General features: G+C 65.5%; 27 protein-coding genes. 7 read left to right on the plus strand and 20 right to left on the minus strand.

Annotation, left to right across the window (positions count from 1 at the left end; translation table 11 throughout):
- Window positions 1-2: 2 nt before the first annotated feature.
- From C8C99_RS03900 to cyoA, 6 genes are read right to left on the minus strand one after another with little or no spacing between them, the layout of a single operon-like run.
- A complete protein-coding gene (locus tag C8C99_RS03900) occupies window positions 3-1,334 on the minus strand; it encodes an ATP-binding protein (RefSeq protein ID WP_108627032.1) in 1,332 nt (443 codons plus the stop codon).
- Window positions 1,309-2,127, minus strand: coding sequence for an SURF1 family protein (locus C8C99_RS03905; protein WP_108625011.1), 819 nt, complete (start codon window positions 2,125-2,127; stop codon window positions 1,309-1,311). The genes C8C99_RS03900 and C8C99_RS03905 overlap by 26 nt, the downstream gene beginning before the upstream one ends.
- Window positions 2,127-2,549, minus strand: coding sequence for a cytochrome o ubiquinol oxidase subunit IV (gene cyoD / locus C8C99_RS03910; protein WP_108625012.1), 423 nt, complete (start codon window positions 2,547-2,549; stop codon window positions 2,127-2,129). Before cyoD ends, C8C99_RS03905 begins: the two co-directional genes overlap by 1 nt.
- Window positions 2,550-3,185: a cytochrome o ubiquinol oxidase subunit III gene (cyoC, locus tag C8C99_RS03915; RefSeq protein WP_056642462.1), complete on the minus strand. Its 636-nt coding sequence runs from the start codon at window positions 3,183-3,185 to the stop codon at window positions 2,550-2,552.
- Window positions 3,178-5,181 (minus strand): cytochrome o ubiquinol oxidase subunit I, encoded by a 2,004-nt coding sequence (gene cyoB / locus C8C99_RS03920; RefSeq protein WP_108625013.1) that lies wholly within the window; start codon window positions 5,179-5,181, stop codon window positions 3,178-3,180. The genes cyoC and cyoB overlap by 8 nt, the downstream gene beginning before the upstream one ends.
- Before the next feature lie 8 nt (window positions 5,182-5,189).
- A complete protein-coding gene (gene cyoA / locus C8C99_RS03925; RefSeq protein ID WP_108625014.1) occupies window positions 5,190-6,248 on the minus strand; it encodes a ubiquinol oxidase subunit II in 1,059 nt (352 codons plus the stop codon).
- Between the two features lie 271 nt (window positions 6,249-6,519).
- On the opposite strand from cyoA, the gene C8C99_RS03930 reads away from it, so the two are divergent.
- Window positions 6,520-7,860, plus strand: coding sequence for an MFS transporter (locus C8C99_RS03930; protein ID WP_056065185.1), 1,341 nt, complete (start codon window positions 6,520-6,522; stop codon window positions 7,858-7,860).
- Between the two features lie 273 nt (window positions 7,861-8,133).
- On the opposite strand, the gene tolA is transcribed toward C8C99_RS03930, so the two are convergent.
- The 11 genes from tolA to C8C99_RS03985 all read right to left on the minus strand — a co-directional run bounded on the left by tolA (window position 8,134) and on the right by C8C99_RS03985 (window position 16,193).
- Window positions 8,134-9,105 (minus strand): cell envelope integrity protein TolA, encoded by a 972-nt coding sequence (gene tolA, locus C8C99_RS03935; RefSeq protein ID WP_108625015.1) that lies wholly within the window; start codon window positions 9,103-9,105, stop codon window positions 8,134-8,136.
- Between the two features lie 31 nt (window positions 9,106-9,136).
- The gene (locus C8C99_RS03940) at window positions 9,137-9,559 is read right to left on the minus strand and encodes an ExbD/TolR family protein (RefSeq protein WP_056064849.1); all 423 of its coding nucleotides are present in this window, start codon (window positions 9,557-9,559) and stop codon (window positions 9,137-9,139) included.
- Between the two features lie 15 nt (window positions 9,560-9,574).
- Window positions 9,575-10,288, minus strand: a complete 714-nt coding sequence (gene tolQ, locus C8C99_RS03945) for a protein TolQ (protein WP_015015035.1) — start codon at window positions 10,286-10,288, stop codon at window positions 9,575-9,577.
- A complete protein-coding gene (gene ybgC, locus C8C99_RS03950; protein WP_108627033.1) occupies window positions 10,285-10,704 on the minus strand; it encodes a tol-pal system-associated acyl-CoA thioesterase in 420 nt (139 codons plus the stop codon). Before ybgC ends, tolQ begins: the two co-directional genes overlap by 4 nt.
- A 20-nt stretch (window positions 10,705-10,724) precedes the next feature.
- Entirely contained in the window at window positions 10,725-11,909 is a 1,185-nt protein-coding gene (locus C8C99_RS03955; protein WP_108625016.1) for a pyridoxal phosphate-dependent aminotransferase, read from the minus strand.
- A 99-nt stretch (window positions 11,910-12,008) separates the two neighbouring features.
- Complete coding sequence (nusB, locus tag C8C99_RS03960) at window positions 12,009-12,548, minus strand: transcription antitermination factor NusB (protein WP_108625017.1); 540 nt, start codon at window positions 12,546-12,548, stop codon at window positions 12,009-12,011.
- Window positions 12,545-13,009 (minus strand): 6,7-dimethyl-8-ribityllumazine synthase, encoded by a 465-nt coding sequence (gene ribH / locus C8C99_RS03965; RefSeq protein ID WP_015015031.1) that lies wholly within the window; start codon window positions 13,007-13,009, stop codon window positions 12,545-12,547. The genes nusB and ribH overlap by 4 nt, the downstream gene beginning before the upstream one ends.
- A gap of 19 nt (window positions 13,010-13,028) precedes the next feature.
- Window positions 13,029-14,150 (minus strand): bifunctional 3,4-dihydroxy-2-butanone-4-phosphate synthase/GTP cyclohydrolase II, encoded by a 1,122-nt coding sequence (gene ribBA, locus C8C99_RS03970; protein ID WP_108625018.1) that lies wholly within the window; start codon window positions 14,148-14,150, stop codon window positions 13,029-13,031.
- A gap of 226 nt (window positions 14,151-14,376) precedes the next feature.
- Window positions 14,377-14,673: a 2Fe-2S iron-sulfur cluster-binding protein gene (locus C8C99_RS03975; protein ID WP_056642436.1), complete on the minus strand. Its 297-nt coding sequence runs from the start codon at window positions 14,671-14,673 to the stop codon at window positions 14,377-14,379.
- A gap of 12 nt (window positions 14,674-14,685) precedes the next feature.
- On the minus strand, window positions 14,686-15,324 hold the full coding sequence (locus C8C99_RS03980) for a DUF938 domain-containing protein (protein WP_056642433.1): 639 nt from the start codon (window positions 15,322-15,324) through the stop codon (window positions 14,686-14,688).
- Window positions 15,325-15,911: 587 nt separating this feature from the next.
- Complete coding sequence (locus tag C8C99_RS03985) at window positions 15,912-16,193, minus strand: DUF427 domain-containing protein (protein ID WP_056642431.1); 282 nt, start codon at window positions 16,191-16,193, stop codon at window positions 15,912-15,914.
- Window positions 16,194-16,311: 118 nt separating this feature from the next.
- Between C8C99_RS03985 and C8C99_RS03990 the strand changes: the two genes are divergently transcribed.
- The 3 genes from C8C99_RS03990 (at window position 16,312) to gshA (ending at window position 19,950) form a co-directional block, all read left to right on the plus strand.
- A complete protein-coding gene (locus tag C8C99_RS03990) occupies window positions 16,312-17,226 on the plus strand; it encodes an aminotransferase class IV (RefSeq protein WP_056642428.1) in 915 nt (304 codons plus the stop codon).
- Window positions 17,227-17,443: 217 nt separating this feature from the next.
- Window positions 17,444-18,352 carry an SDR family oxidoreductase gene (locus C8C99_RS03995; protein ID WP_056642426.1) on the plus strand — a complete coding sequence of 303 codons (909 nt, stop codon included), beginning with the start codon at window positions 17,444-17,446 and terminating at the stop codon, window positions 18,350-18,352.
- Between the two features lie 71 nt (window positions 18,353-18,423).
- Window positions 18,424-19,950 carry a glutamate--cysteine ligase gene (gshA, locus tag C8C99_RS04000; protein WP_056642422.1) on the plus strand — a complete coding sequence of 509 codons (1,527 nt, stop codon included), beginning with the start codon at window positions 18,424-18,426 and terminating at the stop codon, window positions 19,948-19,950.
- Between the two features lie 105 nt (window positions 19,951-20,055).
- On the opposite strand, the gene C8C99_RS04005 is transcribed toward gshA, so the two are convergent.
- Window positions 20,056-20,286 carry an oxidoreductase-like domain-containing protein gene (locus C8C99_RS04005; RefSeq protein ID WP_056642419.1) on the minus strand — a complete coding sequence of 77 codons (231 nt, stop codon included), beginning with the start codon at window positions 20,284-20,286 and terminating at the stop codon, window positions 20,056-20,058.
- Entirely contained in the window at window positions 20,283-20,534 is a 252-nt protein-coding gene (locus C8C99_RS04010; RefSeq protein ID WP_056642417.1) for a hypothetical protein, read from the minus strand. The genes C8C99_RS04005 and C8C99_RS04010 overlap by 4 nt, the downstream gene beginning before the upstream one ends.
- A gap of 92 nt (window positions 20,535-20,626) precedes the next feature.
- On the opposite strand from C8C99_RS04010, the gene ylqF reads away from it, so the two are divergent.
- Both ylqF and C8C99_RS04020 read left to right on the plus strand, forming a co-directional pair.
- Window positions 20,627-21,598 (plus strand): ribosome biogenesis GTPase YlqF, encoded by a 972-nt coding sequence (ylqF, locus tag C8C99_RS04015; RefSeq protein WP_056642415.1) that lies wholly within the window; start codon window positions 20,627-20,629, stop codon window positions 21,596-21,598.
- A 195-nt stretch (window positions 21,599-21,793) separates the two neighbouring features.
- Window positions 21,794-24,070: a bifunctional diguanylate cyclase/phosphodiesterase gene (locus C8C99_RS04020; RefSeq protein ID WP_108625019.1), complete on the plus strand. Its 2,277-nt coding sequence runs from the start codon at window positions 21,794-21,796 to the stop codon at window positions 24,068-24,070.
- Window positions 24,071-24,211: 141 nt separating this feature from the next.
- Here C8C99_RS04020 and C8C99_RS24015 read toward each other — a convergent pair whose 3' ends face one another.
- Window positions 24,212-24,361 carry a hypothetical protein gene (locus tag C8C99_RS24015; protein WP_199226312.1) on the minus strand — a complete coding sequence of 50 codons (150 nt, stop codon included), beginning with the start codon at window positions 24,359-24,361 and terminating at the stop codon, window positions 24,212-24,214.
- 303 nt (window positions 24,362-24,664) lie between these two features.
- Here C8C99_RS24015 and C8C99_RS04025 point away from each other — a divergent pair, with 303 nt between their 5' ends.
- A complete protein-coding gene (locus C8C99_RS04025; RefSeq protein ID WP_199226314.1) occupies window positions 24,665-25,687 on the plus strand; it encodes an OmpA family protein in 1,023 nt (340 codons plus the stop codon).
- Window positions 25,688-25,851: the final 164 nt, after the last annotated feature.

Here is a 25,851-nt window from a genome sequence, read left to right on the forward strand (position 1 = left end):
ATTCATACCTTCGGGGGCAGCGCAATCGAGGCCAAGGGCAATTCGATGGTCACCTGCGCGCCGCCTTCGGGCCGGTTGCGCGCCTCCACGCTGCCGCCCAGGGTACGGGCCACATTCAGCACCAGGTACAGGCCCAGACCACCGCCAGGGCGGTTTTTGGAGGACTGGTAGGGGGTGCCCAGCTTGGACAACATGTCGGGTGCAAAGCCGGGGCCGGCATCGGTCACGGTCATGCACAAGGCGTCTGCATTGCGCGTGACTGACAGCTGAACCCAGCCTGGCGAGGCGTCGCGTGCATTGTCCAGCACATTGAAAACCATCTGCTTGAGGGTGGTGTCCGACACCATGGGCGTGTCGGCGCCAAAGTCATTGAGGTAGTCAAACTGGGGGATCGTGCGGGTGCTGCGCCATTCCTGCGCCAGCGCATCCACAAACGTGCGCACGGTCGTCTGCACCGACGCCTCGCCGCGCGTTTCACCCGCCGACAGCAGGATCCCGCTCACGATGCTCTTGCATCGCTGCACCTGCGTTTGCATCTCGGCAATGTCTTCCTTGAGCGCGGCGTTGCTGGCCAGTCGTTTGTCGTGCTGCCAGTCGCCCAGGATGACCGCCAGGGTGGACAGCGGGGTACCCAGCTCGTGAGCGGCGCCGGACGCCAGCAGTCCCATGCGCACGATGTGCTCTTCCTCGACGCGGCGACGCCGCGCTGCAGCCAGGCGGGCATCACGCTCGCGCAGGTTGCGGTGGATGCGGGTAATGAACACCATCACCAGCATCGCGTTGAGCACAAAGCACACCAGCAGCCCGAGCACATACAGGCTCGACAGGCCTTGGTGCAGGTCCTGCGGCAGGGCCAGTGGCAGGTGGTGGTCTGCCAGCGCCGCAAAGCACAGGATGGTGATGATCACAATGGACCAGATGTAGGCACCGCGCAGCAGCACGGCGCCGAGCGTGATCTGCAGCAGGTACAGGAACACAAACGGGTTGCTGGTGCCGCCGCTCAGGTACAGCTGCACCGTGAGCACCGCCACATCAATCAGCAGCGCCAGGAACAGCTCGACGTTGCGCACCGCCCGGCCCGTACGCAGGCGCAGCAGGCTCACCACGTTGAAAACCGCCAGGCAGCCGACGACGAGCAGCATCTCCTGCAGCGGTAGTTTCAAGCCCAGGCTGTAGTGCGCCATCTCGATGGTGAACACCTGGCCCACCACCGCAATCCACCGCAGCTCGATCAGTTGCTGGAGGTTCTTGATACCGGCAGCCGCATCGGCGGAGCGTGCATTGCGCGGCACGGTGGCCAGCGCAGGGTCAGGGCGTGGAGGGAGGGTGTTCATCGTGGGGCGGTAGGCGGCTGGCGGCCCGTGGGCCCAGGCGGCGCTCATAGCGTGCCACATACCAGCCGGCGACGACCACCATGAGCGCAAGACCATACCAGGTCAGGGCGTACACCAGGTGGCTGTTGTGAAACCGTATGACGGTCAAGCCTGCGCGGGGCCAGCTGGGCGCTGCTGAAGAAGGCGCCGTTGCACCTGGAAGCCCGGCGTCCACAAAAAACGGAGCGGCCCGGGGCAGATCCAGCGTGCGGCTGATGGCAGCCACATCGCGCGAGTACCAGCGCTGCTGCGCCGGGTCGTTGGTGCGCAGAAAGCCGCCGCCTGGCTCGGTCATGCGCAACAACCCCTGGACGGTGGCCGGGCCATCGACGGGGGGCGACGCCTCCAGCCATTGGGCGCGTTGCTCCTGGGGCACAAAACCCCGGTTCACCAGCACCTGGGTGCCGTCATCCCGTTCCAGGGCCGTCATCACCCAGAACCCCGCGCCCAGCTCGGTGACGGCCTGCGTCAGCACCGTCTTGCCTGGCAGCCAGCGGCCCTCAAAGACCACTGGAAGGTACTCATGCTGTGCGGCACTGATGCCGGGCCATTGCGCCACGGGGGGCAGGGCGACCGGTGCGGCGTGTACCCGTTGGTCCACCCTTTCGATGAGGTCCAGCTTCCAGGTGCGGCGCTGGACCTGCCAGGTGCCCAGCGACACAAAGCCCAGGAACAGGGCCATGCCCAGCACCAGCAGGACTGCGCGGCGCAAGCCCCGGCGCGGCAGTGCCATGGTGGTGGGGGCTGCGTCCATCAGGGCGTGGAGTGTCCGGGCGCCTCGTGCGTGGGTGGCGTGGGCGTGGGGTGCTCCGGCATCATGTTGGCGTTCATGTGGAACATCACCCACAGGGTGCCTGCGATGGCAATGGCCACAAACACCACGGTGAAGATGGTGGACAGCAGCGTCCAGCCCCCTTCGATCTTGCCGTTCATGTGCAGGAAGAACACCATGTGCACCAGGATCTGGATCACGGCGAAGCCGCCCAGCACCAGCACGGCGGTGTTGCGGTCGGCAATCACCTTGGTCATCACCAGCCAGAAGGGAATGGCGGTGAGAATGATGGACAGCACAAACCCGATCATGTAGCCGGAGAAGGTGCTGTGCGGGCCTGTGTCGTGGTGGTGATCGTCGTGTCCATGCGCATCGTGCGCGTGCGTTGCGTGTTGTGCGCTCATTTACAGCACCCCCATCAGGTACACAAAGGTGAAAACGCCGATCCAGACCACGTCCAAGAAGTGCCAGAACATGGACAGGCACATCAGGCGGCGGTTGTTCTCGGGGATCAGGCCATGCTTGCCAATCTGGATCATCAGCACCACCAGCCAGATCAGGCCGAAAGTGACGTGCAGGCCGTGGGTGCCCACCAGTGTGAAGAACGCCGACAGGAAGGCACTGCGTTGTGGGCCAGCGCCCTCGTGCAGCAGGTGCGAGAACTCATACAGCTCCAGCCCCAGGAAGCACAGGCCAAACAGGCCTGTCACCGCCAGCCACAGCAGCGTACCCTTCACGTCGCCCAGCTGCTTGCGCAGCATGGCAAAGCCAAAGGTGATGGACGACAGCAGCAGGAAGGCCGTGTTGAGGGCCACCAGGGGCAGGTCAAACAGCTGCGCGCCCGTGGGGCCTGCCGCATAGCTGCGGCCCAGCACGCCGTAGGTGGCGAACAGCGCTGCAAAGATGAGGCAGTCGCTCATCAGGTACAGCCAGAAGCCCAGGGCCGTGCCGTTTTCAGGATGGGGCTCGTGCGCGAGGTGGTACTCGCGCGGGGCCAGGGCGCCTGCTGCGGCGCCAGCGTGGATGCGGATATCAGACATGGCGGGCCAGTTGGAGTGTGCGGGCTTCTTCGGTGGAGATCACGTCGGACGCCGGGATGTAGAAGTCACGCTTGTAGTTGAACGTGTGGACGATGGCGGCCAGCAGCAGCGCGGCAAACGACACGCCCGCCAGCAGCCACATGTGCCAGATCAGCGCAAAGCCGAACACCAACGACAGCCCCGAGATGACCACGCCAGCGCCGGTGTTGGCCGGCATGTGGATGGGCTGGAAGCCCGCCAGAGGACGCTTGTAGCCGTGCTTCTTCATGTCCCACCAGGCATCGATCTCGTGCACCACCGGCGTGAATGCAAAGTTGTAGTCGGGCGGGGGCGACGAGGTGGCCCACTCCAGCGTGCGGCCGTCCCAGGGGTCACCCGTCCAGTCGCGCAGTTGTTCGCGCTTGAGGTAGCTGACCACCAGCTGGATCAGGAAGCAGCCAATGCCGGCGGCAATCATGGCCGCGCCAATGGCAGCGATCACGAACCAGATCTGCAGCGACTGGTCTTCGAAGTGGTTGGCACGGCGGGTGACACCCATCAGGCCCAGCACATACAGCGGCGTGAACGCCACCCAGAAGCCCACCAGCCACAGCCAGAAGGAGCGCACGCCCCAGGTGCGGTCCAGCTTGTAGCCAAACGCCTTGGGGAACCAGTAGTTGATACCGGCAAACATGGCAAACACCACGCCGCCGATGATCACGTTGTGGAAGTGGGCAATCAGGAACAGGCTGTTGTGCAGCACGAAGTCGGCGGGGGGCACGGCCAGCAGCACGCCCGTCATGCCGCCAATGGCGAACGTCACCATGAAGGCCACGGTCCACATCATGGGTAGCTCATAGCGGATGCGGCCCTTGTACATGGTGAACAGCCAGTTGAAGATCTTCGCGCCCGTCGGGATCGAGATGATCATCGTCGTGATACCGAAGAAGGTGTTCACGCTCGCACCCGAGCCCATGGTGAAGAAGTGGTGCAGCCACACCAGATACGACAGGATGGTGATACACACCGTGGCGTACACCATGGAGGTGTAGCCAAACAGGCGCTTCTTGCTGAAGGTGGCGACCACTTCAGAGAACACACCGAAGGCGGGCAGCACCAGGATGTACACCTCAGGGTGGCCCCAGATCCAGATCAGGTTCACGTAGAGCATGGGGTTGCCGCCCAGCTCATTGGTGAAGAAGTTGGTGCCGACATAGCGGTCCAGCGACATCAGCACCAGTGCGGCCGTGAGCACGGGGAACGAAGCCACGATCAGTGCGTTGGTGCACAGGGCGGTCCAGGTGAACACAGGCATCTTCATCAGGCTCATGCCTGGCGCGCGCATCTTGATGATGGTCACGATCAGGTTGATGCCCGAAAGCGTGGTGCCCACCCCGGCAATCTGCAGTGCCCAGATGTAGTAGTCCAGGCCGGTGCTCGGGCTCTGCGCCCCCAGGTTGGACAGCGCCAGCCAGCCGGAAGTGGAGAACTCGCCCAGGAACAGCGACACCATCACCAGCACGGCACCGGCCGTGGTCATCCAGAAGCTGAAGTTGTTCAGGAACGGGAAGGACACGTCGCGCGCGCCGATCTGCAGCGGCACCAGGTAGTTCATCAGCCCTGTGACCAGCGGCATTGCCACGAAGAAGATCATGATCACGCCGTGGGCGGTGAAGATCTGGTCGTAGTGGTGCGGCGGCAGGTACCCCATGTTGTCGCCAAAGGCCATGGCCTGTTGGAGGCGCATCATCACCGCGTCAGCAAAGCCGCGCAGCAGCATCACCAGGCCCAGGATCATGTACATGATCCCGATCTTCTTGTGGTCGATGCTGCAGATCCAGTCGCGCCACAGCGGGCCCCACAGGCGGAACTTGGTGATGCCCGCCATGACGGCGATGCCGCCCAGGACCACGGCAATGAAGGTCCACAACACGATGGGTTCGTGCGCCATCGGTACGGTGTCCCAGCTCAGGCGGCCCAGCGCCCAATGGGATGGAGAAAGGGTTTCAGAGGTCATAGGGAGACTCATTGGCGGATGCTGGTGCCGGAAGTGGGAGCCGGCGCATTGCGGGTTTCGAGTGCAGCCACCACCTGGGCGGCGTTTTGCACGGTGCAGACGTCCTGGGGCAGGTTCAGCCCCGCAGCGCGCATGTAGGCGTCGCCGCCCTGGGCATCAATCGCCATCATGTGGTGCATGCACATCTTTCCGTCTTCGACGCAGCGGTTGAGCACCTTGTCGTACAGGCCTTCCTCCACCGAGGCAAAGCGCTGCACCGGGTCGCGTTCGCTGGGCTTCACCAGGTTCAGGTAGGTGCCCTTGTCCAGGGGCTTGCCTTCGGTCTTGGCCTTTTTCACCCACTGGGCAAAGTCCTCGTTGCTCAGGCCATGGAACTTGAACGTCATGCCCGAGAAGCCCGCGCCGCTGTAGTGCGACGACATGCCCTTGAACACGCCGGGCTTGTTGATCACCGCGTTCAGCTCGGTCTGCATGCCGGGCATGGCGTAGATCATGCCGGCGAGGTCGGGCACGTAAAACGCGTTCATGGTGGACGTGGCCGTCAGCTTGAACAGGATGGGGCGGTCCACCGGGGCCGCCACTTCATTCACCGTGGCAATGCCTTGCTCGGGGTAGAAGAACAGCCACTTCCAGTCCATGGCCACCACCTGCACTTCGAGCGGCTTCACATCGGCGGGCACGGCGCGCTGCGCGTCGATGCGGTCGAGAGGCCGGTAGGGGTCGAGCTTGTGGGTCCCGATCCAGGTGATGGCGCCCAGCGCGATGATGATCAGCAAGGGCACGGTCCAGATCACCAGCTCCAGCGTCGTGGAGTGGTGCCATTCGGGGTCGTACTCGGCCTCGGTGTTGCCCTGGCGGTATTTCCAGGCAAACAGCAGCGTCAGCGCGATGACTGGCACGATGATGATGAGCATCAGCAGCGTGGCGGTGATGACCATCTGCCCTTGCTGGGCAGCGATGTCGCCGGCGGGGTTGAGCACGACAGCCTTGCTGCAGCCTGCCAGGCTGCCCAGGGCCGACAGAGCGAGCAGCCAGGTGGGCCCACGAAGTTGGGGAAGTTTGAGCATGTGAAGAGCGCGATCAGTGCGTTTGTTTCGGGTAAACGCGGATAACGGGATGCGTGCGAATGTACTAGCGCTAGCTTTTTTGTCGATTGGACATTTTGTCCAAGGTCAACCCAATTCGCAAAATTTGCACCAATTTGGTGCAAATTGCGGTTTCCATGACATTTCCAGCCCCTGGCATAGTGAAAGCGCACTTGTGGGCGGCAGAAGTTGCGTGTAGAACGAGGTGGTCTCACCCCGTCAGTTAGCTACACAACGTCAAGGAGCCATGTTCATGAGCAGCCCCGCCACTGCCACCTATCCTGCGGCCGGTTTTCACGAAAGCGCCGCCTCTCTCTCGCGGGCTGATACGCATGAAGACGTCACCCCCAGCGAAATCGCTGTGGGCGTGATCATCGGGCGCTCGTCCGAGTATTTCGACTTCTTCGTTTTCGGGATCGCCTGCGTTCTCGTCTTCCCGTCCTTCCTGTTTCCCTTCCTGTCCCGCCTGGACGGCACGCTGATGGCCTTCGCGCTGCTGGCCGTGGCCTTCGTGGTCCGTCCGGTGGGTACAGCCATCTCCATGGCCATCCAGCGGCGCTGGGGGCGGGGCACCAAGCTGACCATTGCGCTGTTCGTGCTGGGCGTCTGCACCGTGGGCATGGCCTTTTTGCCGGGCTACAAGGATGTGGGCACTACAGCCATCGTGGCGTTGCTGATCCTGCGTGTGGGCCAGGGCCTGGCGCTGGGCGGCTCGTGGGACGGCCTGCCGTCGCTGCTGGCCATGTCGGCCCCCAAGGAGCGCCGGGGCTGGTACGCCATGATTGGCCAGCTGGGCGCGCCGCTGGGCTTTGTTCTGGCTGCGGGCCTGTTTGCCTACCTGTACAGCAGCCTGACGGTGCAAGAGTTTCTGGCCTGGGGCTGGCGCTATCCGTTTTTTGTGGCCTTCGCCGTGAACGTGGTGGCCCTGTTCGCGCGCCTGCGCTTGGTGGTGGGGCAGTCTTACTCCGAACTGCTCAAGGACCGCGAGCTGCAGCCCGTGCCCGTGAGCCGCGTTATGCGTGACGAAGGCAGCAACGTGCTGCTGGGGGCTTTTGCGGCGCTGGCCAGCTTTGCGCTGTTCCACCTGGTCACGGTGTTCCCGCTGTCGTGGATCACGCTGTACTCCGACCAGCCCGTCACCCAGATCCTGGGCGTGCAGATCGTGGGCGCCTTCCTGGCCGCTGGCGCCATCATGGTGTCGGGCTGGCTGTCGGACCACCTGGGCCGCCGCAAGCTGCTGGGCGGCATGGCCGTGCTGATTGGCGTGTTCAGCTTCATGGCGCCTGTGCTGCTCAACACGGGCGAAGTGGGCAGCACCATGTTCCTGCTGCTCGGCTTTGTGCTGCTGGGCCTGTCGTACGGCCAGGCATCGGGCACGGTCACGGCCAATTTCTCGCCCCAGTACCGCTACACCGGTGCGGCCTTGTCGGCCGACCTGGCCTGGATCATTGGCGCTGCGTTTGCACCGTTGGTGGCCCTGTATCTGTCGTCGCAGTTCGGTCTGCTGGCGGTGACGGTGTACCTGCTGTCGGGTGTGGCCTGCACGCTGGGCGCGCTGAACCTGAACCGCCGCATGGAGCGGCGCGACCGCTGAGTTACATCGGTGATCTGCTATTGAATGTATAGCTTGTAGCGCATGTTCCACTAGCGCTACAGGCGTAAAAGACCAAAAAAAAGCGCCCGGTTCTGCCGGGCGCTTTGCTTTTTGGCGGCTCACAAGGCCCGGCTCATTCCAGTGCCCGTGCCAATGACTACGGGCCTCAGACGCCCTCGAAAGCGCTGCCGATGCGTGGAGCGTGGCCGCGCACTGGGACGGAGCGTGGGCTCGCTGCAGAAGGGCAAGCCCTTCCAGAGCGCGGCGTCCCGCTCAGTCCTGGGGCCGGAAGCCGATGGTCAGCGAAGGCGGCACGCGACCGTCCACATCGCGCGGCAACGTTTCGGTCTTGTCCAGGGCCCGCAGCACGGCGTCGTCCCAGGCCTTGTTGCCGCTGGACTGCACTAGGCGCTTGCCCACGATGGTGCCGTCGGGCGACAGGCGCACCTCGACCTCGGCACGCGGGTTGCCCGAGATCGCGTCGGGGTACACGATGTTGGGCTTGACCTTCGCCGCCACCTTGCCGCCGTAGCTGCCCGAGGGGCCTGCGCTGCGCAGGGCCGTGCCTGTGGCGTTCTCGCCCCCCGTGGCCCCGGCCAGGCCCTGGATGCGGCGCAGGTTCGCCTCGCGCTGTTCGGCCAGATGCTTGGCCTCGGCTTCTGCCTTGCGCTTGGAGGCTTCGTCGGCCTTGCGCTTGTCTTCGGCCAGCTTCTTCTGCTTGTCCTGCTCGGCCTTCTTCTGTTCGGCAAGCTGCTTTTCGCGCTGTTCCTTTTCCTTGTCCCGCTCTTTTTGCAGGCGCTCCTTTTTCTCCTGCTCCAGGCGGTCGCGGCGTTCTTCTTCCTTGCGATCACGCTCGCGTTTTTCGCGCAACTGCTGTTGTTCGCGGGCCTTCTTTTCCTGTTCCAGGCGCTTCTTCTCACGCTCGATGGCAATGTCCGCCTCGCGGGTGTCCGGCGGCTCCGCGGCCCGCACGGGCGGGGGTGGTGGGGCAGGCGGGGTGACCTGCTGCACGGGAGGAGGAGGGGGCGGCGGTGGGGGCTCCACGGCGCGTGGCGCTGCTAGTGTGGGCACGGCGGCCCACAGCTCGGCTTCTACGGCGGGCTGGTCGGCCGTGTTCTTCCAGTTCACGCCCCAGGTCAGCGCGCCGATCAGCACCGCGTGCACCAGCACCGCCAGCGTGATGGCACGCAGGCGCGCCGGTGGGCGGGGCGGGGCAAACTGGTCGCGGTCGGTGTGGGCGTGCATGGGCGTCTGAGCGGTGCCGGGCGGGTTCGGTTCAACCGCCTTGCTTGACCGACAGGCCGACGCGTTGCACGCCTGCCTTTTGCAGGGCGTCCATCGCCTTCACCACGGTTTCGTACTGCACGCCCTTGTCGGCACTGATGACCACGGCGCTCTCGGGCCCCTGGCCTTTTTGCCAGCGGCTGGCGGCGTCGCCGATCTCGCGCTGGTTCAGGCTGCGCGTGGCTTCGGGGGTCTTGAACTGCAGCGTGCCGTCCTTGTTGACGATGACCTGGGCCACCACCTTGGGCATGTTCTTGCTCTTGCCCACGCTGGGCACATCGACCACGCCGGGGGTGAGCATGGGCGCCGTCACCATGAAGATGATGAGCAGCACCAGCATGACGTCGATGAACGGGACCATGTTGATCTCGTTGATGGTGCGGCGGCCTCGGCCGCGGGATGCCATGGCGGGCATGGGGCGCCTCCCGGATCAGTGGCCCGAGGCCGTGTGGCCCGTGGACGCGGGCTGTGCGCCCAGGTTTCGCTGCAGGATGTTGGAGAACTCTTCGATGAAGGTCTCCTGGTGCGTGGCCACGCGGTCGATGTCGCGTGCAAAGCGGTTGTAGGCGATCACTGCGGGGATGGCCGAGAACAGGCCGATGGCGGTGGCGACCAGCGCCTCGGCAATGCCCGGGGCCACCGTGGCCAGCGTGACTTGCTCCATGCCGGCAAAGCCGGTGAAGGCGTGCATGATGCCCCACACGGTGCCGAACAGGCCCACATACGGAGACACCGAGCCGACCGACGCCAGGAAGGACAGGCTGGACTCGACCACATCCATCTCGCGCTGGAAGCTTGCGCGCATCGCGCGGCGAGCGCCGTCCAGCAGGGTGCCGGGGTCGGTGATGCGGCGTTCACGCAGCTTCTGGTACTCGCGCATGCCGCTGGCAAAAATGCGCTCCATGGGGCCGGCCTGCTTGGCGTTTTGGGCGGCCGCTGCATACAGGTCGTTCAGGCTGGTGCCCGACCAGAACTCGCGCTCGAAGTCTTCGTTCAATGTCTTCACGCGCTTCAGGGCAAACAGCTTGCGGAAGATGGCGGCCCAGCTGGCCACCGACACGCCCAGCAGCAGCAGCATCACGAGTTGCACCACCCAGCTGGCGTGCAGCACCAGGGAGATGATGGACATGTTTTGGGAATTCATGGTGTGAGTTGTTCCAGGAGGGTGCTTGGAATTCTGGCGGGGCGCATCGTCGCTGCGTCAACCCATCCGATGCGGATGGTGCCTTCGGTCAGCAAGGTGGGGGGCTGGTCGGTCATCTGCTCTGGTTTCAGGAGCGCCTGCTGCACTATTGTCAACGATGCGCGGCCACTGCTCTGCAGAGTGGCAGTAACAATCAGTTCATCGTCCAGCCGTGCGGGGCGGTGGTAGCGCAGCTGCGCGTCGGTTACGACAAACATGCCGCCGGTTTGTTCCCGAAGAAGCTGCTGACCCACGCCCAACGAGCGCAGCCATTCGGTGCGCGCGCGCTCGAAGAACTTGAGGTAGTTGGCGTAGAACACGATGCCGCCTGCATCGGTGTCCTCCCAGTAAATCCGGATCGGAAATTCAAACGCCATCGTGGGTTCGCTCGCCTTCGTCATCCAAGCAGCTTGCGCAGCCGCTCCACGGACTCCTGCAATTGCGCCATGGAGTTGGCGGTCGAGAAGCGGATGAAGCGCTCGGGCTCGGCCGTACCAAAGTCGCGCCCTGGCGTCACGGCGATGTGGGCGCGGCGCATCAGCTCAAACGCAAAGTCCCAGCTGCCGGTCACGCCCAGGCGTTGTGCAGCCTGCGTGCAGTCGGCCCACGCGTAGAAGGCACCATCGGGCATCACGGGCACATTCAGGCCCAGCGACTGCAGCGCGGGGATGAAGAAGTCCCGCCGCGCCTTGAACTCGGCGCGGCGGCGTTCGTATTCGGCAATGCTCTCGGCCTCGAAGCAGGCCAGCGCCGCGTGCTGGGACACGGTGCTGGCACAGATGAACAGGTTCTGCGCCAGGCGCTCCACCACGGGCACCATCGCGTCGGGCACCACCATCCAGCCCAGGCGCCAGCCGGTCATATTGAAGTACTTGCTGAAGCTGTTGATGCTGATGATGTTGTCGTCGATGGCGAGTGCGGTGTGGCCAAACTCTTCCTCGTACGACAGACCCAGGTAGATCTCATCGATCATGGTGATGCCGTCGTGCGACCGCACCACGTCGTGGATGCGACGCAGCTCGCTGGGCGCAATCGAGGTGCCGGTGGGGTTGGACGGCGAGGCCAGCAGCACGCCACGCGTTTTTTCATTCCACGCCGCACGCACCTTGTCGGCGCTCAGCTGGTAGCGCTCGGCCGCCGTGGTGGGCAGCAGCACGGCCTTGCCCTCGGCAGCGCTCACAAAGTGGCGGTTGCAGGGGTAGCTGGGGTCAGGCATCAAAATTTCGTCGCCCGACTCGATGAGCGCCAGGCACGCCAGCTGCAGCGCGGCCGATGCGCCTGCTGTGACCACAATGCGGCGCGCGGGCACGTTGACGCCAAAGCGGCTCTGGTACCAGCCGCTGATGCGCTCGCGCAGCGCATCGAGGCCCAGCGCGTTGGTGTACTGCGTGGCGCCGTTGTGCACGGCGCGGGCGGCGGCTTCCTGCACCAGGGGTGGGGCGGTGAAGTCGGGCTCGCCGATGTTCAAGAAGATCATCGGTTCGCGCGTGCCCGCCACCTCGCGGGCCAGGGCCTGCGCGGCCTTGGCGACCTCCATCACATAAAACGGTTCAATGCGCTCGGCGCGCGAGGAAAACTTCATGGCAATGGCATCCTGCCCAGAGCGGGCGTGCGGTCGCGGGGGCGCGAAAAGATAAGGAAGCGAAGCAGCCCCGGCCACAACGGCGGGGCTGGGGCAACGTCAGGCGGCGCCCGCGCCTGCGGCCTTGTCGGCGGCCACTTCCACAGCGCGCAGCTTGGGGGCCAGACCGTTGAGCACGGCGTTCACGTACTTGTGCCCGTCCGTGCCACCAAACTCCTTGGCGAGTTCAATGCACTCGTTGAGCACGACGCGCCAGGGCACATCCAGGCAGTTCTGGAACTCGTACACGCCGATCCACATGGTGGCGCGCTCGATGGGCGAGATCTCCGCCATCTTGCGGTCCAGCAGCGGGGTGATCAGTGCGTCCATGCTGGCCGCGTGCTCGATGCAGCCATGCAGCAGTGCGTCGTAGTGCGCCGAGTCTGCCTTGTGAAAGCCCGCCAGGTCGCGGGTGAACGCGTCGATGGCCGCCGCGTCGTTGCCGCCCACCAGGTGCTGGTACAGCGCCTGCAACGCAAACTCGCGCGCGCGACTGCGGTTGGACTTGGCGGCTGCCTTGCGTGTGCCGGTGCTCTTGAGGCCGGTGCGGCTCTGCTTGGGCGGGCGTGCCGACGATGGCGTGGGGGTGTTTTCGCTCATGACAGTTCGTCCAGCAGGTTGGCCATTTCCACCGCCACGCGGGCCGCGTCCACACCCTTTTCGGTCTGGCGGGCGATGGCCTGTTCCATGTTCTCGGTGGTGATGATCGCGTTGGCAATCGGGATCTGGTAGTCCAGCGACAGGCGCGTGACGCCCGCGCCGGATTCGTTGGCCACCAGCTCGAAGTGGTAGGTCTCGCCGCGGATGATGCAGCCCAGCGCGATCAGCGCGTCGTATTCATCGCTCTCGGCCATGGCCTGCAGGGCCACGGGCACTTCGAGTGCGCCGGGCACCAGCACATGCTTGATGTGCTTTTCTTGCACGCCCAGGGCCAGCAGCTCTGCGCGGCAGGCAGCGGCCAGGGTGTTGGTGATGCTCTCGTTGAAACGGGCCTGCACGATGCCGATGTGCAGCTTCTTGCCGTCCAGTTTGTCTGCGGTGCCTTTGTCTGCGCCAAACATAGTGATCCTGTTCCTGTCTTTATTCTTTGGGGATGAAGCCGGTGATTTCGAGGCCGTAGCCGGTCATGCTGGGCATGCGGCGCGGCTGGCCCATCAGGGCCATCTTGTGCACGCCGCACTCGCGCAGGATCTGCGCGCCCACGCCGTAGGTGCGCAGGTCCATGCGGCCGCGCTCGGGCGCCTGGGCGGAGCGGGCGGTGCCTTCAAACTGCGCCAGCAGTTGTGCGGCGCTTTCGCCGCAGTTGAGCAGCACGGCCACGCCCTTGCCTTGTTTGGCGAGGTATTGCAGGCTGGTGTCCAGGCCCCACGAGTGCATGGAGCGGTTGATTTCGAGCGCATCGAGCACCGACAGCGGCTCGTGCACGCGCACCGGCACCACGTCGTCGGCGCTCCACTGGCCCTTGACCAGCGCCAGGTGCACGGCCTGGCTCGGCTTGTCGCGGAACGCGTGGGCGGTGAACTCGCCGTAGGCAGTTTGCAGCGTGCGTGTGCCCACCTTTTCGACCAGCGACTCGTTGCGGCTGCGGTATTCGATGAGGTCGGCAATGGTGCCGATCTTGATGCCGTGTTCGGCCGCAAACAGCTGCAGATCGGGCAGACGGGCCATGGTGCCGTCGTCCTTCATGATCTCGCAGATCACCGAGGCGGGGCTGCAGCCCGCCATGGCGGCCAGGTCGCAACCGGCTTCGGTATGGCCCGCGCGCATCAGCACGCCGCCATCCACGGCCTGCAGGGGGAAGATGTGGCCAGGCTGCACCAGGTCGGTGGGCTGGCTGCTGCGGTCCACAGCCACCTGCACGGTGCGGGCGCGGTCAGCGGCCGAGATGCCGGTGGTCACGCCCTCAGCAGCTTCGATGGAAACGGTGAAGGCGGTGCTGTACACGGTGCCATTGCGCGCAGCCATGGGCGGCAGCTTGAGGAACTCGCAGCGCTCGCGCGTGAGCGTCAGGCAGATTAGGCCCCGGCCGAAGCGGGCCATGAAGTTGATGGCCTCGGGCGTCACGTGGTCGGCGGCCAGGACGAGGTCGCCTTCGTTTTCGCGGTCTTCTTCATCCACCAGGATGACGATGCGCCCGGCGCGCATCTCGGCCACGATGTCCTCGACGGGCGAGATCGGCACAGGGGTGAGGGGGGTGTTCATGGAAGGTTGGGGCTTTCTGTGGAGCCTCTGGCGGCTTGCCAGCTGGCGGTGTGCTGCAGCACAGGTCCCCGTGGCCGGGGGCAACGGCTGTGCCCCCAAGAAACCGCCCCAAAGAACATGCGATGCGGCGCTGCCGCACGTCAAAGGGGCATCGTGCCCCCAAAGCCCCGGATTTTAGTGCACCGGGGCCTGCTTGGCTTCTGAAAGGTGCCTCGCCTGACGCAGATCAGATGGCGCTGCCCTGCAGCACCACGTCCGACGTGGGGTAGGCCACGCAGGGCAGCACGCAGCCTTCTTCCTTTTCTTCGGCCGTGAGGCCCGGCCATTCAATGGCGTAGCGCACGGTGCCTTCGACCAGTTGGCCCAGGCAGGTGCGGCAGGTGCCATTGCGACAGGAGCTGGGCCAGTCGATGCCGCCTTGCTCCAGGGACAGCAGCAGCGGCTGCTCGGGCCAGGCGTCGCACTGGGCGCCCTCGGGCTCGACCTTGGCGATGAAGAAGGGGGCGGCGGTGGGTGTGCTCATGGGGGTGTCAATTCAGAGGTTGCGGGCGGCGTGGGTCCACACCAGCAGCAGGTTGTTGGCGGGCATGGCGTGCCGCGCGGCCAGTTGCAAGCCGGCCTGGGCAGCCACAGCGGCCACGTCTTCGATGCGGCGAATGCCCCAGGCGGCGTCTTGCGCGCGCAGGCTGGCGTCAAAGGCCAGGTTGCCCGGGGCGGTGGGCACGCCGTCTTCCAGGTAGGGCCCGTAGGTGACCAAGCGGCCGCCCGGTGCCAGGTGCCGCGCCGCGCCCTGCATCAGCCCCGTGCAGCAGGCCCAGGGGGCGATGTGCAGCATGTTGGCGCAGTAGATGAGGTCCAACGACGCTGCACCAAATGCCGGGCCGTCGCTGGGCCAGCGGTCGTGCAGGACGTCCAGCCGCCGTGGCGCTTGCACGTTGTGGGCACCCGCCTGCGCCGCCCAGCCGGTGATCGAGCCAAAGTGGGTGTCCTGCAGGTCGGTGGGCTGCCAGGTCCAGCCGGGCAGGGCGGCTGCAAAGTGCGCGGCGTGCTGGCCGGTGCCACTGGCGATCTCCAGCGCAGCGCCTGCGTGAGGCAAGAGGGTCAGCAGCTGGGCCCGGATGGGGCCCTGGTTGCGCTCGGCGGCGGGGCTGTGCTGAAGGAGGGGTGTGGACACGGAGTTTTGGGAATTTTTGGCCGCAAGCGCAGATAAAACATGCGCTGGCAGCTATGAAATCAGGAGCAAGCATCAGGCCGCCGCCGTGGACTGTACCGCAGACGCTTTACCCGTCCGCATTGCCTGTTTTTTCAGCGAGACAAGAAGTGTCCTTGTAAATCAATGACTTAAGACCGTCATACAAGGCTTGTTCACAGTTATCCACAAGATTGTCCAGTGCAGGCAGGGATAACCGGGGGTTTTGGTGCGCTCTGTGGGGTGTGGACGCAGAGCAGCAGAAGGGCTCACGTGATTGCCTGTTTTTTGTGCGCCACAAGGATATCCATTGAAAATCAACCACTTAGGCGTGCAATACAAGGCTTATCCAAGGTTATCCACACCATTGTCCAGTGCGTGCTGGGATAACCGGGGTCTCTGTTTTGTGAGTTGCCTAAAATTGAGGCAATGCAGGGTGTTTCCTTGCAAATCAAGCACTTGGCGATGTCATACAGGACTTGCCAAAACTTATCCACATGATTGTCCAGTGCGGGCAGGGATAACCCGGCGGGGTGCCCCGGCAGCGCGCGCGGAGCCTCCGCCCCGTCCGTTCAGGCCGTGACCTTCACACCCTTCCAGAACGCGACGCGGCCCTTGATCTCGGCGGCCTCGGGCTTGGGGTCGGCATAGAACCAGGCGGCGTCGGTGTTCATCTCGCCGTTGACCAGCAGCGACAGGTAGCTCGCCTGGCCCTTCCACGCGCAGGTGGTCTTGTGGTTGCTGAAGGTAAAGAACTCACGTTGGAGCGAGCTTTCGGGGAAGTAGTGATTGCCCTCTACCACCACGGTGTCGTCGCTCTCGGCAACCACCACGTCGTTCCAGACTGCTTTCATGGGAGATCCTTTGTAAAAATGCCTTGAGGCGCTTGATGGGAAAGCGCGGGCAGCTATCAGATAGGGAGCGTTGATACGGGGGCATTGCGTCCACCGCCGCCCCCGCCAGAATGTGGGCATGAGCACCTTACCCGATTATTCCCAAGGAGTCGCTTGCGTGCGCGGCCAATACGTCCCCATTGGCGAGGCCGCCATTCCCATCACCGACTGGGGCTTTCTGCGGTCCGACGCCACCTACGACGTGGTCACGGTGTGGGAGGGGGCGTTCTTTCGGCTCGATGCGCACCTGGAGCGGTTCTTGGCCAGCTGCGCACGTTTTCGCCTGGACCCCGGACGGTCCGCGGCCGAGATCACCGCCGTGCTGGAGCAATGCGTGCGCCTGTCGGGCCTGCGCAATGCGTACGTGGAGATGATCGTCACCAGGGGCCAGCCGCCCTGGGGCTCGCGCGACCCGCGCCAGGCCCAGAACCAGTTCTATGCGTTTGCCGTGCCCTATGTGTGGATCGCCAACGAGGCGCAGCGCGAACGCGGGCTGAACCTGGTGGTGAGTGATGTGCAGCGCATTCCTGCCAACAGCGTGGACCCGCGTGCCAAAAATTACCACTGGAACGATCTCACCATGGGGTTGCTGGGCGCGCTGGACGCAGGCGGGGACACCGTGGTGCTCAGCGACGGGGCGGGCAACGTGGTGGAGGGGCCGGGGTTCAACGTCTTTTGCGTGAATGCACAGGGCTGCATCGTCACGCCGGCCGAAGGCGTGCTGGAGGGGATTACCCGGCGCACTGTCATTGAGATGGCGGCAGCATTGGGCCTGCCGCTGCAGGACCGGGCCTTGCCGGCTGCAGAACTGCGCGGCGCGCGCGAGGTGTTCCTGTCCACATCGGGTGGCGGCGTGTTGCCTGTGACGCGGGTGGATGGGCAACCGGTGGGCCGCGGCACCGTAGGCCCGGTGGTACGCCAGCTGGTGCAGACCTACTGGGACTGGCACCGCGACCCGCGCTACAGCCAGCCCGTGAACTATGACGCTGCATGACGCAGTAATAACCCGCTGAGCGACTGCATCGCGCCCTTGCGGCACGGCGTTGGCTGGCCCGGGCCGCGCTGGTGTCAGGGGCAGCGCCCAGTGCAATGGATCGTTGAGTCGCCTGCGCAACCGCCCCAGCGCGTCGCGTGGCTTACAGTGCTTGCCACGCGCGGCGCGCACGCGCTGCCCGCTTTCAACCAACGAACAAGCAACAGGAGAACCTGGGATGGATATCGAATTCAAGGGCCGCGTGGCCATCGTGACGGGTGCAGGCGGTGGCCTGGGCCGCCAGCATGCACTGGCGCTGGCCAAGCGCGGCGCCAAGGTGCTGGTCAATGACCTGGGCGGCGCGGTGGACGGCAGCGGCGGCACGGTGACGGCCGCGCAGGCTGTGGTCGACGAGATCCGCGCCGCAGGCGGCGAGGCGCTGGCCAACGGTGCATCGGTTACCGACTTTGCGGCCGTCGAGGCCATGGTGCAGCAGGCCATCGACGCCTGGGGCAGGGTGGACATCTTGGTCAACAACGCCGGCATCCTGCGCGACAAATCATTTGCCAAGATGGACATGGCCGACTTCCGTCTGGTGGTGGATGTGCACCTGATGGGCGCGGCCAACTGCTGCAAGGCCGTGTGGCCGCACATGGTGGCCCAGCAATATGGCCGCATCGTCATGACGACCTCGTCCACCGGCCTGTATGGCAACTTTGGCCAGGCCAACTACGGCGCCGCCAAGCTGGCCCAGGTGGGGCTGATGCAGACCCTGGCCATCGAAGGCGCCAAGTACAACATCCATGCGAACGCCCTGGCCCCCACGGCCGCCACGCGCATGACCGAGGGCCTGATGCCCCAGGAGGTGCTGGACGCCCTCAAGCCCGAGGCCGTGGTGCCCGCCATGCTGGTGCTGGCGCACGAAAGCGCGCCCACGCGCACCATTTTGTGTGCCGGTGCGGGCACGTTTGAAGCGGCCCACATCACGCTCACACAGGGCATCCACCTGGGGATTGGCGCCGATGTGCCCGAGCAACTGGCAGCCCGCCTGGCCGAGGTGACCGACCGTGCGGGCGAGCAAGTACCACAAAGTGGCGCAGCGCAAGGAACCAACGAAGTTGGAAAGGCTTTGGCCGCAAGGGCTTGACACCCCCGTGGGCGCGCCAGCGCTCAACGTGCTAAGTTCCGGGCCGACAGAAGTTGGATCGATATAAACACATGAACAAACTGCACGAGAGACTGGCCGCCTACCCGGCGCACGCCCTGGGGGGGATTCGCCGCGGCATCGAAAAGGAAGGGCTGCGTGTGCTGCCCACCGGCGGCCTGGCCCTCACGCCCCACCCGCTGGCGCTGGGCTCGGCCCTCACACACCCCCTGATCACCACGGACTACAGCGAGTCGCAGCTGGAACTGATCACCGGCGCCCACAAGGGTGTGCAGCAGTGCCTGGACGAGCTGACCGAGGTGCACCAGTTCGTGCACCACACCCTGAAGAACCACGGCGGCGAGTTGCTCTGGGCGTCCAGCATGCCCTGCGGCCTGCCCACGGACGAGACGATTCCCATTGGCCGCTACGGCAGCTCCAACGTGGGCCGCGCCAAGAGCGTGTACCGCATGGGCCTGGGCCACCGCTATGGCCGCCGCATGCAGACCATCTCGGGCATTCACTACAACTGGTCGCTGCCGGGCGTGGACAGCGAGCAGTATTTCGCGCTGATCCGCAACTTCCGCCGCCACGCGTTTGTGCTGCTGTACCTGTTTGGCGCGTCCCCCGCGCTGTGCCCCTGTTTTGTGGAAGGGCGCGAGCACGGCCTGCAACGCATGGAGGGGGGCAGTGCGCTGTACCTGCCCCATGCCACCTCGCTGCGCATGGGCCGCCTGGGCTACCAGAGCGACGCACAGGCCACGCTGGCCGTGAGCTACAACGGCCTGACGGGCTACGCCAACTCGCTGCACGAGGCGCTGACCAAGCCGTACCCTGCGTATGAGACCGTGGGCGTGCGCAACCCGGGTGGCGACTACAACCAGCTGGGCACCAGCCTGCTGCAGATTGAAAACGAGTTCTACGGCACCATCCGCCCCAAGCGCACCGTGCGGACCGGCGAGCGCCCGCTGCACGCGCTGCGCGAACGCGGGGTCGAATACGTCGAAGTGCGCCTCATGGACCTGGACCCGTTCGTGCCCGTGGGCATCACCGCGCCCACCATGCGCCTGCTGGACGTGTTTTTACTGCACTGCCTGCTGTCCGACAGCCCGCCCGACACGCCGGCCGAGATTGCCGAGCTCAAGCACAACCAGCACCTCACCGCCGAGCGCGGCCGCGAGAGCGGCCTGCTTCTCACGCGCAACGGTCAGAGCGTGCCGCTGACCGAATGGGGTGCCGAGGTGCTGGCCGCCTGCGAGCCATTGGCTGCTGCGCTGGACGCCACCCACGGCACCGACGACTACAGCGCTGCGCTGCGCGATGCCCGTGCACTGATGGCTGCGCCCGAGCGCACGCCCTCGGCCCGCGTGTTGGACAGCATGGCGCGCAAGCACCAGCACAGCTTTGAAGCCTTTGCGCGCGAGCAGTCCGTGGCCGCCCGCGACGCGCTGCTGGCGCTGCCCTGGACGACCGAGCAGCAGGCGCGCTACCTGGCGATGGCCGACGAGTCGATTGCCGCGCAAAAGGCCATCGAGGCGGCAGACACGCTGCCCTTCGAGGAATGGCGCGAGCAATACATGGCGGTGGAGCAGCTGGGCTGAGCGCCTGGCCGGGTGGCGCCACCAGAGGGGTGGATTAATTTGCTATAAATTTGGTAGCTGCTAGCGCATGACGCACTAGCACTACCAGCCAAAAACGCTGCAAAGTCAGTCTTGCAGCTGCAGCAAGGCCTCTTGCCGCCAGTATTCGGCGGCGCTCAGAAACCCCTCCCACACACAGCCGTTGCAGCCGCGCCCGCAGCAGGTGGTGGGCTCGGGCGGCGGGTTGCGCAGCGTGATGCCCGCAGCGGCTGCGCGCAGCCGCAGCGCCGTGAACGTGGCTTGCGCTGTGGCGCCGTCCACCACCTGTGGCGGAGCCGTCACCTCGTGCAAGCTCATGGCTGACGGCGCCCCGCCTTGGCGCGGCGCAGGCCGTACTGCACGCCAAACGCAATGCCCAGCACCAGTGCAAACCAGCCCACCAGCGACACCTGGCTCATGAGGTCGCGCACGCTGGTGGAGCGAGCCACATAGGGTGCCAGCAAGATGACCAGGCCGATAAGCGCCAGGGTCACGCCCTTGAACAGCAGCTCCTTGTCGGCCTTGGTGGCGTTGGGCTTGCGCGAGGTGTCGAGAGGGGCTGGCATGCAGATAAAAACGCCGTGGCGTGGGCAAAAGGAAGACCGCGATTATCCTTGCCACCCTCGGACACCTCAGAACAACGTAGAAAGTACCCCGCATGGCCATCCAGTGGTTCCCCGGTCACATGCACCTGACCCGCAAAGCCATCACCGAACGCATCAAGGACATTGACGTGGTGATCGAGGTGCTGGACGCGCGCCTGCCCGGCTCCAGCGCCAACCCGCTGCTGGCCGAGATCACGGGCCACAAGCCCACGCTCAAGGTGCTCAACAAGCAGGACGTGGCCGACCCCGAGCGCACGGCGTTGTGGGTGGACTGGTACAACGCCCAGAGCGACACGCGCGCCGTGCCGCTCGATGCCAGCGACCCCGCGCCTGCGCGCAAGCTCATCGACGGATGCCATGCGCTGTCGCCGAACCGGGGGGGCATGGCCAAGCCCATGCGCGTGCTGATCTGCGGCGTGCCCAACGTGGGCAAGTCCACCCTGATCAACACGCTGTCGAACAAGCGCCAGGCCAAGACCGGTGACGAGGCCGGCATCACCAAGCTGGAACAGCGCATCACCCTGGCCGACGACTTCTACCTGTGGGACACCCCCGGCATGCTGTGGCCGCGCATCGTGGTACCCGAGACCGGTTACAACCTGGCCGCCAGTGGCGCCGTGGGCCGCAATGCGTATGACGAAGAACTGGTGGCGCTGGAGCTGCTGCGCCGCCTGCAGAAGCATTACGCCCCCTTGCTGGAGGCACGCTACAAGCTGGGCCTGCCCGCGGGTGCGGTGGCCGAGATGCACGACGAAGAACTGCTCGAAGCCATTGGCCGCAAACGCGGCGCCATGCTGGGCGGTGGCCGGGTCAATCTGCAAAAGACGGCCGAGATCGTGATGACCGATTTCCGCAGCGCCATCCTGGGCCGCATTACGCTGGAGACCCCGGCCGAGTTCGAGGCTTGGCGCGCTGCGGGCCTGGCGGAAGACGCCAAGCGCCAGGCCAAGAAAGACGCGCGCGCCAAGGCCAAGGGCAAGGGCTCTGGCGTGCGAGAGCCAGCACCCGATAGCGACACGGACTGAGCCGTAGGGCCTGCGTCGGCCGGCCCCGGGCTTGCAGCGGCCGCCTTGCATCTGCCGTACCGGCGTGTGCGGCTGCGGTGCTGTCCGTGCCGATGCCGATGGGCGGGCGCCGCAGCCGCGCCGGTGGCGTTTTGTTCATAGGCGTTTTCTATGCCTGCGGTTACGATGGCTTCCTCCCCCGCACATTCCGTTGCCATGGCCGAAGCCCCCGCTGTTCCGCTGCCAGACCACGAAGACGCCACGACGCGCCACCTGGTGCGCGTGGCAGGCTGGGCCGTGATGTTGCTGGGTTTTGTCATTGGTTTGCTGTTGCTACGGGATGAGCCAGTGCAGCCGGTGCGGGTGGCTCTCAACTTCGCGGCAGGCTGCATTGGTGGCACGGCCCTGCTGCTGGCGCGCTGGCGGCGCTGGACGTTGGCCACCCATCTGCTGGTGTGGGGCGTATGGGTGTCCGTGTCGCTGGTGGCCGCCCGCAATGGCGGCGTGAACGGCCCCAACCTGCTGAATTACCCGGTGATCATCGTGCTGGCGGGGTGGCTGCTGGGTGTGCGTGCCACGCTCACGCTGGTGGGGCTCACGGCCTTGCTGTTTCTGGGTTTCATCTGGGCGGACATTCAGGGCCTGCTCAAGCCGGTGCAGGTGGCCAACCGCCTGGCGGGTGCGGTGTACTTCGCGGGCATTCTGGCGCTGACGGCCGCGGCCACACTGCTGTCGCGCCGCAACTACATGAGCCGGGTGCGCGAGGCCCAGCAGACAGCGGCCAACCTGGCGGCCAGCGAGGCATCGCTGCGCAAGCTGCTGCGGGCCGTGGAGCAAAGCCCCGAGGCCATCGTCATCATCGATCTGCGCGAAGACATCGAATACGTCAACGAGGCCTTCGTGCGCCGCACGGGCTATGCGCGCGACGAGGTGGTGGGCCGCTCCTCGGCAGACTATTCAAGCAACGGCTTGGCGCCAGCACAACGCGAAGGGCTGCGCACCACGCTGGCACGCGGCGACAGCTGGGCGGGTGAGCAGGTCAACTACCGCAAGGACGGCCAGGCATTGATCGAGTCTGTCGTGGTGTCCCCCATCCGCCAGCCCGATGGCCGCGTGAGCCACTACGTGGAGCTCAAACAGGACATCACCGAACGCAAGCGCGCGGCCGACGAGATCCATCGCCTGGTGCATTTCGACAGCCTCACCAGCCTGCCCAACCGCTCCACGCTGATGGAGCGCCTGCATGCACTGCGCGGGCGCCCCGGCCGTGTGCTGTCCACCCAGCACGCCCTGCTGCTGCTGGACCTGGACCGCTTCACCACCTTCAACGATGCGCGGGGCAGTGAAATGGGCGACCGCCTGCTGTGTGCCGTGGCGCTGCGCCTGTCCGAGATCCTGCCCCCGCAGGACCTGCTGGTGCGCGTGGCGGGCGACGAGTTTGCCGTGGTGCTGCATGGCCTGGGGGCCGACGCCTCGCTGGCGGGTCGCCATGCGCTGGCCTTTGCCGAGAAGTTGCAGACCGCCTTGCTGCGACCCCTGCGCCTGGAAGGCGACGCGCAGGACGCGCAACTGGGCGCCAGTGTGGGCATCACCTTGTACCCGCAAACGGCGGACGACGGCGCACACGACGCGCTGCGGCGCGCGGGCACTGCCCTGCACCGGGCCAAGCAGGCCGGTGGCGGGCGGGCCGCGTTTTTTGAACAGGGCATGGGCGAGGCGGCCGAGCAGCGCTTTCGGGTAGAGCGTGAACTGCGCCACGCCATTGGCGCGGGCGAGCTGCGGCTGCACCTGCAATCGCAGGTCGATGTGTCGGGCCAGATCACCGGGGCCGAGGTGCTGGTGCGCTGGCAACACCCGCGCGACGGCCTGGTGGCGCCGGGCGTTTTCATCCCGGTGGCCGAGGAGTCCGACCTCATCGTCAGTCTCGGCGAATGGGTGCTGGCCCGTGCCTGCGCGTTGCTGGCGCAGCCGGTGTTCAGCGAGCGGCGGCTGCGGCTGTCGGTCAACCTCAGCGCCCGGCAGTTTCGCCAGGCGGGCTTTGTGAGGCAACTGCAGGCGGTGCTGGCCGCCACGGGCGCTGACCCCCGGCTGCTCACGCTGGAGGTGACCGAGGGGCTGGTGATCGACGATTTTGACGACGCGGTGGCCAAGATGCGCGCGCTGGCCGCGCTGGGCGTGGACATGTCGCTGGATGACTTTGGCACCGGGTATTCGTCGCTGGCCTACCTCAAGCGCCTGCCGATCCAGGAGCTGAAGATCGACCGGTCGTTTGTGCACGAGGCACCCACCAATGCCGACGATGGCGTGCTGGTGGAGGGCATCTTGTCGGTGGCGCGGCACTTTGGCCTGCGCGTGGTGGCCGAGGGGGTGGAGACCCAGGCCCAGGCCGACTTCCTGCGCCAGCGCGCGCCGGACATCGTCTACCAGGGCTACCTGTTTAGCCGCCCCGAGCCCGATGCCCAGTGGCTGGCGCGGCTGACCCAGCCCGCCTGAGACGGAGGCATCGGCGGCGTGCCCTCGGGCCAGGGTGGAACGCTATTGGAAATAAAAATAGCTGCAGGCGCCCTTTGAATAAGCGTCTGCAGCTATTTTTTGATAGCAAATCGTCCTGCCCGTGTGGTGGGCCGTGGTGGCTTACTTGTATTTGTCCTTGTCCTTGCCCTTGGGCAGGATGGTGGTCATCGGCGGCGTGGGCCGGTCGGAGCCACTGTATTCCTTGGGTGGCGAAGTGTCCTTCTTGGGTTTCTTTGCCATCTTGTTGCTGCGCTGTTCGCCTTTGGCCATGGGGCCTCCTTGAAAGGTCTCGGGATGGGACCGTGCGAAGATGGTACGTCACAAAATGCACCCGCAGTCGCTGCGGGGCTTGGCCCCACGCACTGTCTGCAACCTGCGGTGGGCGGCAGAAGGCATAACCAGGTGCCAGACCGTGATGCATTTCGCGAACGCGGTGGTTTGTGGCAGAGCGCAACCCACAGGCCACGTGGTGCGCCGCCAAGCGCTCGCCTATGATGGCTGCGGCCCGCCGTCCTGTCGCAGCGCCGGGTGCAGCGCCAGCTTGCGATGCGTGCCCTCAACCGGAGAATGCCCATGAGCATGAAGCTGTTTCGTCAGTGGGGCGCATCGCTGTGCCTCGGGTTCCTGGTCCTGGCCAGCCAGGCACCAGCCGCTGCGCAAGACCTGCCCGGCGCCAAAGACCACCCGGCCGTGAAGCGTTTTGGCGGCAGCACCATCGTGGGCTACGAGGTGCGCAACTTCGACGCCGTAGAGTTCCAGACCTCCACGTTCAAAGAGTTCGACCTGCAGGCCAACAAGCGGCGCTATGTGCAGCCGCCGCTGGCGCTGGAGGGCAAGCTCACCCGCCTGTGGTACGAGGCCCCGGGTGCCACGCGATCGCTGGAGTTGTTTCGCAACTATGCGAACGACCTCACGGCCAGTGGCTATGCGGTGCTGTACGACTCCACGCGCGACAGCGCAGCAGGCAGCTACACCAACTTCTTGGCCAACTTCAGCAGCGGCCAGCGCGACTTCATCAAGAACAACCGCAGCGAATACGTGATGTACGCCGCCGACGCCAGCTCCGTGCGCACCGGCACCTTCCAGAAGGGCAGCACCACCGTGCGCCTGGTCGCTATCGACTGGCCCAAGGAAGACGCCACCTACAAATCCAGGCAGGGTGCGTACATCGCCGTGGACATCCTGGAGACCAAGGCCATGGAGCAGAACATGGTGGTGGTCAGCGCTTCCGACATCAGCAAGTCCATCACCGCCAATGGCAAGGTCGCCATCTACGGCATCCTGTTCGACACCGGCAAGGCCGATGTGAAGCCCGAGTCCAAACCTTCACTGGAGCAGATCGCCGCGTTCCTGAAGGCCGAGCCCGCCGTCAAACTGCACGTGGTGGGGCACACCGACAGTGTGGGCGGCTTCGACAGCAATCTGGCACTGTCCAAGCGCCGCGCCGATGCCGTGGCCGCCGTGCTGGCCAAGGACTACGGCATCGCCGCTAATCGCCTGGTGGGCAACGGTGTGGCGTCGCTCGCACCCGTAGCCAGCAACAGCAGTGAAGAAGGTCGGGCCAAGAACCGACGGGTGGAACTGGTGCCACAGTGAGGTGCTGGCCGCAGATGGATTCACCGGGGACGGGGACTGTCTGCGCAGTGCATGCACGGCGCTTGCCGGTGCCGACCTGTCAGGCCCCGCTCATGGCGCGCACATGCAACAGCGCCCATGAGACTTCTTGCGCTTGTATTGGGATTGGGCATTGCGGCGATATC

It is taken from the genome of Acidovorax sp. 107 (assembly GCF_003058055.1).
In the GTDB taxonomy this organism is placed as follows: Bacteria; Pseudomonadota; Gammaproteobacteria; order Burkholderiales; family Burkholderiaceae_C; genus Acidovorax.